Here is a 9652-nt window from a genome sequence, read left to right as displayed (position 1 = left end):
CGAGAATTTTTAGGTGCTCCTCCTAGTCAGCAATTTTTCATTTTATTTAAGGATAGATCACTAACCTTCTAGAAAAGTGATTTGTTCAGTAGATATTATCTAAGCAATTCAAATAATTAGCAGACGACAACTTACTAGTAGGCTTTCAATCGTCAGTTGTCCTCTTAAGATTAAAATGTAATTAAAAAAAAGTCAATTTCAGTTGCTGAACAATTGAAGGTGGAGTAGATGTGAGGAAAGATGTCTCATCATAGAGGGAATAAGCGATTCGAAGATTTTAACTAACATTTTCTGATTAGGGGAGGGTTGAGTTGTTTTAGTACATAGATTCGCATCACAAGATGTTCAAAGGTAAATAAAGATTGAACTGACAATAAAATCCAAAAGTTCTTTGGAAGTAACAATCGGATCATTTATGAGAAAAACGATCGAACTTCTGTTGGTCCAGTGCATCGTTTATATAAATCCTTCTTACTAAATACAAGGTAACCAAAAATTATTCGAGAAATTAGTATACATTTTTATTTAATATATGTATACTAAAATAAAATTGTATACTAATGATTGTTTCTTGGTTAATAAGCTTATGCGTAATTGTTAACGAGGGACTTCAAAAAAGAAAGAAAAGGTGCGTAGTATGAAATTGAATTTTCCAGAAAATTTTTGGTGGGGAGCCGCGACATCTGGGCCTCAAAGTGAAGGACGTTTTAAAAAGGCACATGCGAATGTTTTTGATTATTGGTATAATATTGAACCGGAAAAATTCCATCATCAAGTAGGCCCAGATACGGCATCGAATTTTTACAACAATTACCAAGAGGATATCCGCTTGATGAAGGAGATTGGGTTAAATTCTGTCAGAACCTCAATCCAATGGACGCGTTTAATTGATGATTTTGAAGCGGGGACTGTGAATGCTGAAGCTGCGGCATTTTATAATCGTGTGATTGATGAGTTTATCAAAAACGGGATTCGGCCCGTGATGAATTTGCATCATTTTGATCTGCCGATCGAACTCTATCAGCAATATGGCGGCTGGGAATCCAAGCACGTTGGCGAGTTATTCGTGAAATTCGCTGAAAAGTGCTTTGAATTATTTTCGGATCGTGTCGTGGATTGGTTCACCTTTAATGAGCCGATGGTCATCGTTGAAGGTGAATATCTCCATCAGTTTCATTATCCTAATTTAGTAGATGGTCCCAAGGCTGTTCAGGTTGCCTATAATCTGCAGCTTGCATCCGCAAAAGTGGTCCGGAAATTTAGACAAACCAATCGGACTCCTAAGGGAAAAATAGGGATTATTTTGAATTTGACGCCGCCATATCCGGCTTCGAATTCGGCTGAGGACTTGGCGGCTTCAGAGTATGCGGACATGTGGTTGAACCAATTCTTTATGATGGCGTCGACAAAGGGGCATTTTCCGGAGAAATTAATGAATATTTTTAGAGAAGACGGTGTCATGTTTGATGCTTCGGCAGAAGAGTACACGATCATCAAAGAAAATCTAGTAGATTATTTAGGATTGAACTATTATCATCCCCATCGAGTAAAGGCACCGGAGATTTCTCCGAAAAGTCTGACGATCGACTGGATGCCTGATAATTATTACGATGAGTACGAGATGCCTGGCAGAAGAATGAATGTCGATAAGGGCTGGGAAATCTATCCGAAAGCTGTCTATGATATCGCGATGGATGTCAAAAACAATTATGGGAATATCGAGTGGTTTGTTTCGGAAAATGGGATGGGGGTTTCGAGAGAAGAAAGATATTTGAATGCATCAGGCATGATCGAGGACAATTATCGCATTCAATTCATTCAAGAACACTTGTATTGGTTGCATAGGGCGATCGATGAAGGTGCTAATTGCTTTGGCTACCATCTGTGGACCCCGATTGATTGCTGGTCTTGGGGGAACGCCTATCGAAACCGCTATGGCTTTATCTCAAATGATATCCATACCCAAACAAGAACCATCAAGAAATCTGGGCATTGGTTCGCTGAGGTATCGAAACAAAATGGAGTGGAGATTGGAAAAGAGTTACTTCAACAGATTGATCCAAAGAAATAGTAGGATTGTTTTTGGTGGGATCTTCAGTTTTTCATAGTTGTATAGGTAGTTTACAAATCTAATCCGATCTATTATTATATAAGTATATACAAATTTTGGAGGACGGTAAGTATGCCTAAATACAAAGAAATCGCAATCGCCTTAAAGCAAAAAATTGTTGAAGGTGATTATAAGGAAGGCGAATTATTACCAGATCAAGAGACTTTAGCCAAGACCTATGATACGAGTCGCGTAACTATCAGAAAAGCCATTCAGCTGCTGATTGATGAAGGCTTACTCTACACACGGCGGGGGTCTGGGACATATGTTAGAAGCAATATCAAAAAGAACAATAAAAATGTCACACAGATCAATAGCGTATTCGGGACATCCGTTCAAGAAGGGGTAGATGTTACCAGCAAAATCATTCGCTTTGATGTGCGCTTTCCAACGACGTATGAGTCAGAGGAGCTGATGATCAAGTCTACTGACCCGGTCTATGATATCAAGCGTGTAAGGTATGTCGATCAGGATGCACGAAGTATCGAAACCTCCGTGATGCCGTTGAAGTACATTCGGGATTTGGATGAAGAAATCTTGAAGGGCTCGATCTATAATTATATTCGAGATGAGCTAGGCTATGTCATCAGTGCTGCCCAACGTGTGATCATTGCTTCTAAGGCCAATGAATTAGATAGTGAAGAGTTTGGCATTGAGGTAGGAGAGCCGATTCTGGAGACCAATCAGGTCGTCTTCTTTGATGACGGCACGCCCTTTGATCTATCTAAAACAAGATATCCCTATACATCAGGAAAAATTGTTGCGGATATCAATTGAATGAGGACAGTAAAAAAGACTTCGCTTGTAAACATCAAGTGAAGTCTTTTTTTGCGAAATGATAATTAGTGTATACTTATTTTATTTAAGTATTTACAAAAACGTTTATAGGTGGTATTATGTATCTAAAGTTAGCGCGCAGCTGTAAATAATTTTGGAGGTTCAACTAATGGATGAGAATAAAAAGCAAAAAAGAGAAGCTTTAATGGGAAAGTTTGTTTTAACCGCTCAAAAAATTGGCGATCAGATTTACTTGAGGACTTTACGGGATTCGTTTGCTACGATCATGCCTTTATTCATTTTAGCCGGTATTGCTATTCTAATTAACTCGGTCGTACTAGATCCTTCGGGCTGGTTCAAGGATATTATTAGCGAAGGAACGATGTCGACTTGGCAAAATTGGGGAAACATTATTACGAACTCGACACTGAACATCACAGGGGTCATCCTCGTGATCGCGATCGGCTATTTTCTCGCAAAGAATAGAGAGTACGATAATCCAATCGGGGTAGTAATCGCTGTTGTTCCAGCATTTTTGACACTGCTGCCGATGATGATCGAGACAACCCCGATCGATGCTGAGACTGCGGTGAAAATCAATGGTGTCATCAGCTACGGCAATATCGGATCAAAAGGCGTCTTCGCTGCCATAATCACGGGACTATTAGCGACGGAAATGTATATTCGTCTCACGCGCTCGAAAAGATTGAAGATCAATTTAGGCGACAGCGTACCGCCAGCAGTTGGCAAGTCCTTCAATACGACGATTCCTTTGATCATTGTGGTTTCACTATTTGCTTTTGCTTCATTCTTGATTCAATTAACTGGAAATGACTTTATGGCGATCATTGAACGCTTTATCCAAGAACCTTTACGTGGAGTAGGAACATCGCTGTTTGGTTACTTGATCCTAGTTTGTCTTGGAAATTTGCTCTTTTCATTTGGGATTCATCAATCGGTGATCACTGGACCGATCCTAGATCCGCTATTAATGGTGAATATGAATGAGAATATGGATGCGGCAGCCGCTGGGGAACATGCGCCTCATATTATCAACTCCGCGTTTCACCAAGTATACGGCGCGTTGATGGGTGGTACCGGTTCTACGATCGCACTAGTTCTAGCGATTCTAATTTTCAGTCGGTATCGTGCATACAGAGATTTGTCTAAGCTGGCTTTGGGACCAAATATCTTTAATATCAATGAACCTGTGATTTTCGGATTGCCGATCGTCTTCAATTTACCGATGATCATTCCATTCGTTTTATCTCCGATTGTCGGAACAGTCATTGGGTACTTAGCGACATCGGCGGGTCTAGTAAATCCATGTGTCGTGACGATTCCTTGGACAACCCCACCATTTTTAAGCGGCTTTTTAGCAACGGCAGGTGACTGGCGGGCAATCATCGTTCAGGCGATCATCATTGTGGCGCTGGTATTCTTCTATCTGCCATTCCTAAAGATCAGCGAACGAGTGGCTCGGGCAAGTGCAGAAGCAGCAGTTTCATAGACTGCGAATAAAGTAGGATAGACGATAAGATAAAGAAGAACGATGATTGGAATGAGATAATGGGAAAGAACACATTTTTTTGGGGAGATTCCTCATCAAGTATGCAGACGGAAGGTGCTTGGAACAAAGGTGGCAAAGGCCCATCCGTTTATGATGTCCGTGAGGCGACCGAACATACATCAGATTGGAAGCATGGGATTGATCGCTACAATAGATACGAAGAAGATCTCGATTTGATGCAAGACATGGGGATGAACTTTTACCGTTTCCAAACCTCATGGTCGCGGGTCAATCCGTTAGGCGACGGGGCATTCAATGAAGAAGGGCTATTGTTTTATGATCGCTACATTGACGCGATGCTGGCTAGAAACATTGAGCCGATGCTTTGTCTCTACCATTTTGACATGCCGCTTCAGCTAGCACAGAAGTACGAGGGCTTCATGAGCAAGCATGTCGTGGATGCCTTTGTGGACTATGGAAAAAAGATGGTCGATCGCTACAAAAACAAAGTGAAGTACTGGGTCACCTTTAATGAACAAAACTTATACTCGACGCCTTTAGCATTATTGTATGGCGGCACGTTGAATACAGCAGATACGGCAGAGAATATTCATCAAATCGCCCATAATATCATGGTGGCACATGCAAGGATCGCCAACTATATCCATGAAACCACCGATGGCAAAATCGGCGGGATGCTGGCTTATTCGAATATGTACCCTGCGACAAATGATCCCAAAGATGTACAGGTCGCAAGAGAATGGGACGAGTTTATCAATCAAAATCTCTTAGATGCCTTTTGCGGCCGCGGGTATTCCAAGCAGGTTCGCACATATGAACAGCAGCATCTAAAGCTAGAGATATCCGAGGAAGAGCTGGCGGAGATCGAAAAACTAACCAGTGATTATTTGGCATTCAGCTACTATTGCACAGGGTCTATTAGTCACAAAAACATTCCTGCCGATGTCGCGCCAAATTATTATTTGACCTTTGGCGAGGTTGAAAATCCCTTTGTTTCAGATAATCAATGGCATCTCGGGATTGATCCTCTTGGCTTTAGGGATATCATCAACAAGATGTACCAAAAATACCGTGTACCGATTTTTCCTGTTGAAAACGGCATTGGAACGAAGGAAGAATGGGATGGCGAAACTCAAATTCAGGATGATTATCGTATTTTTTACCATGAACAGCACATTCAGGCGATGAAGGATGCTATGAGTATCGATGGCTGTGAAGTGTTAGGCTATCTTGGTTGGGGCTTGATCGATCTGCCAAGCTCTAAGGGCGACATGGAGAAAAGGTACGGCATGGTCTATGTGAATAGGGGAAATCACGAGCTGCGAGACATGAAGCGGGTTCCTAAAAAAAGCTATTACTGGTTCAAGGACTTTTTGCAAAAAGAATATCGTCTAGCAGAAGATGAGGAGAAGAAACATGAAACGATTGCTGGTACTTGATATTGGAGGAACATCGATCAAATACGGTATCTGGAAGGATGACGAGTTAAGCGGAACGGCTTCAATCGAAACGCCGAAAACTTGGCAAGAAATGAAGCAAATCATTTTGAAGCTAACAAAACAGTTTGACGAAAAAATCGATGGAGTCGCGATCTCCTCACCAGGAGCAGTAGATACTGAAACTGGCATCATCTATGGGTTAAGCGCGATCGATTATATTCATCGATTCCCAATCCGGGAAGAGCTATCCAACTTGGTCAAGCTTCCGGTCTCGATTCAAAACGATGCGAACTGCGCGGCGCTAGCCGAAGTTTGGCAGGGAAATGCCCAAGCGGTCAAGAATTCCGCCTATCTCATTATTGGTTCAGGCATCGGCGGTGCTGTCGTCATAGATAAGCAATTGAAGGCAGGCACCCACCTGTTTGGCGGTGAGTTCGGCTATATGATCATCGACAGTCAAACCAATCAAACATTGAGTGAGGCCGGGTCGCCAGTAACGATGGCCAGACACTTTTCTCAAGAAAAGAATGACGGTCAACACTATACTGGTCGCGAGGTCTTCACACTAGCCGACAACGGAGATGCGTTAGCCAAAATCTATGTCGATCGTCTGCTTCATGCCCTTACGATCGGCGCCTTTAACCTATCTGTGACCTTTGATCCAGAGGTGATCTTGATTGGCGGTGCGATCTCCCAGAATGAACAAGTCATCAAAGAGATCAACAAACGACTAAAAGCGCTGATTAAAGAAAAGGAAGCAGATGGATTGACTCCGACAGTAAAAGCCTGTCATTTTCTAGATAAAGCCAACATGCTAGGCGCTGTCTATCAGTTTTATTTGGAAAATGACCCTAAAGAGAATCCGTAGAGCCTCCAAAAAAGCCTAAGCAAGATTGACTCGAAGAAACGAGCAAACGAGCAACGAGTACGAGATTTGCTGCAATAAAATATCGAAGCTATTAGCAAATGAAGCTAATAGCTTTTTTGTTACAAAACTATTAACCCTCCATTTCTTATGCAAATCATCGGTAGGGAAATAGTGGTAGCGTCTTGTTCGCGCCAAAAATCGATGAGCAATAGTTTATCAAACCCAAAGATAGCTAAAGTTCTTCTTTTGGGATTACGAAGAGCGAGTATTATACAGTATACTGAAAATGAAATCGGATACAGGCTTTTCTTAGCCCAGTATTCTTTTAATCGTTCTTCAAAAAAATAACAGCTTTTATAAGCGATTTTTGTTGAACCGCTATTTATAAAGTATGAGGAGGCAGAACTATGCTATCACCGAATCCATGGGACTTGCTGCATATTCGACTAATCCCAAAAAATGAGACCCTGCATTATTATGATGACAAAGTTCATATTGTTTATGTTTTGGTTGGAGAGGCAGAAATTAGCTATGATGAGGGGTTTGTCTCTTTAAAAAAGGATGATTTTATTGTATTGTCTCGTTCGATTCCACATGAACTGAGTCTACATTCGTCAGCTAGGGCTTTTGAAATTTCCTTTAACTATTCCTTAGTGGATGAGCTAGAGGACAATCACTATGATTTGATATTTTCCGGAAATTCAGTGACAGAAGGCTCTCCAGTAGATGAGGAAATCAAAATAGCAATCAATAGCTTAATCGAGCAATATATTTTTAGAGAAAAAGGGAAAACATCGCGTCTGCTGAAGCAGTATTTTTCTTTGCTTGAGTTACTTGAAGACAATTATATTCAGCGAAACAAGCTAAGTACCGTCAAAACGATGGCGAAGAAGATCGTCGAGCTTAAAAATTATCTAGATAATCATTTTGATCAGGATATTCGTATCACTGAGATTGCTGACAAAATGTATGTGTCTCAACATTATCTTTCCAGAAGTTTTACGAAACAGTTTGGAAAATCCATCACAGAATATCTAGTTGAAAAAAGGTTAGAAAAGGTGCGGAGGGATTTGCTGGAAACCGAAAAGTCCATTACCGACGTTGCTTTTTCTGCGGGGTTTAGTAGTATTAATTCCTTTAATCGGCTATTTAAGAAGTATCAGGGTCTTACCCCCAGCGAATATCGGAAGGAGACAAAGGCACATGTAACAGTGAAGTCAGAGTCGAGCCTAGCGAAAGAGGATTTAGCCAATTTGAAGGTTTATTTTGGTCAAAAAACCAAACAGACAACGGTCGAAAATCTGGTGCTGAAAAACGAAGGGACCGAAAAAAATAATCTGCGCGGTACATTGATCAATTTAGGCTACGCGGAGGACATTTTGATGTCGGGCTATTATCAACAGTTAAAAATGGCCACCAAGCGTGAGCTTTTTCAATATGGCAGAGTCTGGGGCTTATTGAGCGATAGTGTCCTTCCAAAAATCGAGGGAAGATACGATTTCACAAAAGTTGATATGATACTATCCTCGATTATCGATGCAGGGCTTATTCCGTTTATTGAGCTGGGCTTTAAGGGGAAGACAGTGTACAAAACCCATGGCGAACCGATCATTCATACGCCATACATACAGCACTCCGACACGATCGAGGAAATCCTTGAGCGATACCGAGTTTTCTTTGAGCATTGCAAAAAGAAGTTTGGGGAAACGGCGTTAGAGAAATGGGTCGTTGAAATCTGGAAACCTAGTGAGATTGTCGTTCAGACCAACGATTTATCTGATTTAATGCGCATCAGAGCTGGGAATAAAACGGTGACTATCTCGGGTACTACAGGCTACTTATGGTTTTTTCAGCAGGTATATACAACGATCAAGTCGATCAATTCTGAAATTCAAATTGGCGGCTGCGGATTAGGATTGGATATTGAGAAAGAGGATCTTGAGGGTTTCTTATCGAACTGGCAGAAGCTGGGCCTGTACCCGGACTTTTTCAGCATTTCTTTGTTTCATATGGATGAGATCAAACAATCCATGTATTCAGGAAAAAGATCCAACCCGATCTCTCCTGATACGGAATATATGATCAATAGCGTGAAGGAGTTCAAAAAGCTATTGAACAAATTTATGCCGAAGCTGCCCTTGTTCATTACCGAATTCAATGTCATGATTTTGAATCGGCACATCATTAATGATACTGCCTTCAAAGCAACCTATATCCTTAAAAATATTCTTGATGTGGAAAATGAAGTGGATTTGATAGGCTATTGGCTATTATCTGACATTTCAGCTACCTCCTATGATACGAATGAACAGGAACTATTTGGTGGGGCAGGATTGCTTGCCAAGACTGGGATACCGAAGGCGGCATATTATGCGTTTGATTTTCTGAATCGTTTGTTCTCTGAAGTGATTCATAAGGATAAGGAGGTTTACATCACCAAAAAGAACAATCATCATTTTTCTGGCTTGTTTTACTTCTACAATCATTTGAACACCACGTACTATTATAATAGTGAAGGCGAGTTCCATGAAAAAAACGCCTACTCGATTTTTAAGAACATGAAGAAAAAGAAATGGCATCTAAAAATTGAAAATGTGGAACCAGGCTCCTATACGGTCTTATCCTTTAAAATGGGTCGAAAACATGGAAGTTTGTTGGAGCGAATCATCGAGTTGGGGGAAAACAAGGAGCTTTCTAGGGAAGAGATTGATTTTCTAACACATCGCTCAAGACCTGATTTGACCAAGAATATTGTGGAAACGCAGGAGCGGCATTTAAGCTTTACCATCGAACTGGAATCACATGAAGCATTACTGATTGATTTTCGTCGGAACCAGACATAACTGTTGCGTGCAGTTGTGTCTTTTTTTGTTCTCACTCAGGATAAGTCAAAGTAAAGTGATTGGAATGTGTCTGATCAGAGCCGT

6 protein-coding genes are annotated in these 9652 nt (G+C 41.1%); all 6 read left to right on the top strand.

Going from position 1 to position 9652, the window contains the following annotated elements; genetic code table 11:
* The first annotated feature begins 637 nt into the window (after positions 1–637).
* The 6 genes from E6139_RS16825 (at position 638) to E6139_RS16800 (ending at position 9568) form a co-directional block, all read left to right on the top strand.
* On the top strand, positions 638–2071 hold the full coding sequence (locus E6139_RS16825) for a glycoside hydrolase family 1 protein (protein WP_316404510.1): 1434 nt from the start codon (positions 638–640) through the stop codon (positions 2069–2071).
* Positions 2072–2182: 111 nt separating this feature from the next.
* Positions 2183–2887 carry a GntR family transcriptional regulator gene (locus tag E6139_RS16820; protein ID WP_316404508.1) on the top strand — a complete coding sequence of 235 codons (705 nt, stop codon included), beginning with the start codon at positions 2183–2185 and terminating at the stop codon, positions 2885–2887.
* Positions 2888–3056: 169 nt separating this feature from the next.
* A complete protein-coding gene (locus E6139_RS16815) occupies positions 3057–4397 on the top strand; it encodes a PTS sugar transporter subunit IIC (RefSeq protein WP_316404506.1) in 1341 nt (446 codons plus the stop codon).
* Positions 4398–4456: 59 nt separating this feature from the next.
* Positions 4457–5857, top strand: coding sequence for a glycoside hydrolase family 1 protein (locus tag E6139_RS16810; RefSeq protein WP_316404505.1), 1401 nt, complete (start codon positions 4457–4459; stop codon positions 5855–5857).
* Complete coding sequence (locus tag E6139_RS16805) at positions 5835–6725, top strand: ROK family protein (protein ID WP_316404503.1); 891 nt, start codon at positions 5835–5837, stop codon at positions 6723–6725. The genes E6139_RS16810 and E6139_RS16805 overlap by 23 nt, the downstream gene beginning before the upstream one ends.
* Positions 6726–7132: 407 nt before the next feature.
* The gene (locus E6139_RS16800) at positions 7133–9568 is read left to right on the top strand and encodes a GH39 family glycosyl hydrolase (protein ID WP_316404502.1); all 2436 of its coding nucleotides are present in this window, start codon (positions 7133–7135) and stop codon (positions 9566–9568) included.
* Positions 9569–9652: the final 84 nt, after the last annotated feature.

The sequence above is a fragment of the Enterococcus sp. genome (genome assembly GCF_032555305.1).
Taxonomy (GTDB): domain Bacteria; phylum Bacillota; class Bacilli; order Lactobacillales; family Enterococcaceae; genus Enterococcus_A.
The sequence above is the reverse complement of the archived record's forward strand: the minus strand, read 5'-3'. Positions and strand labels throughout refer to the sequence as shown.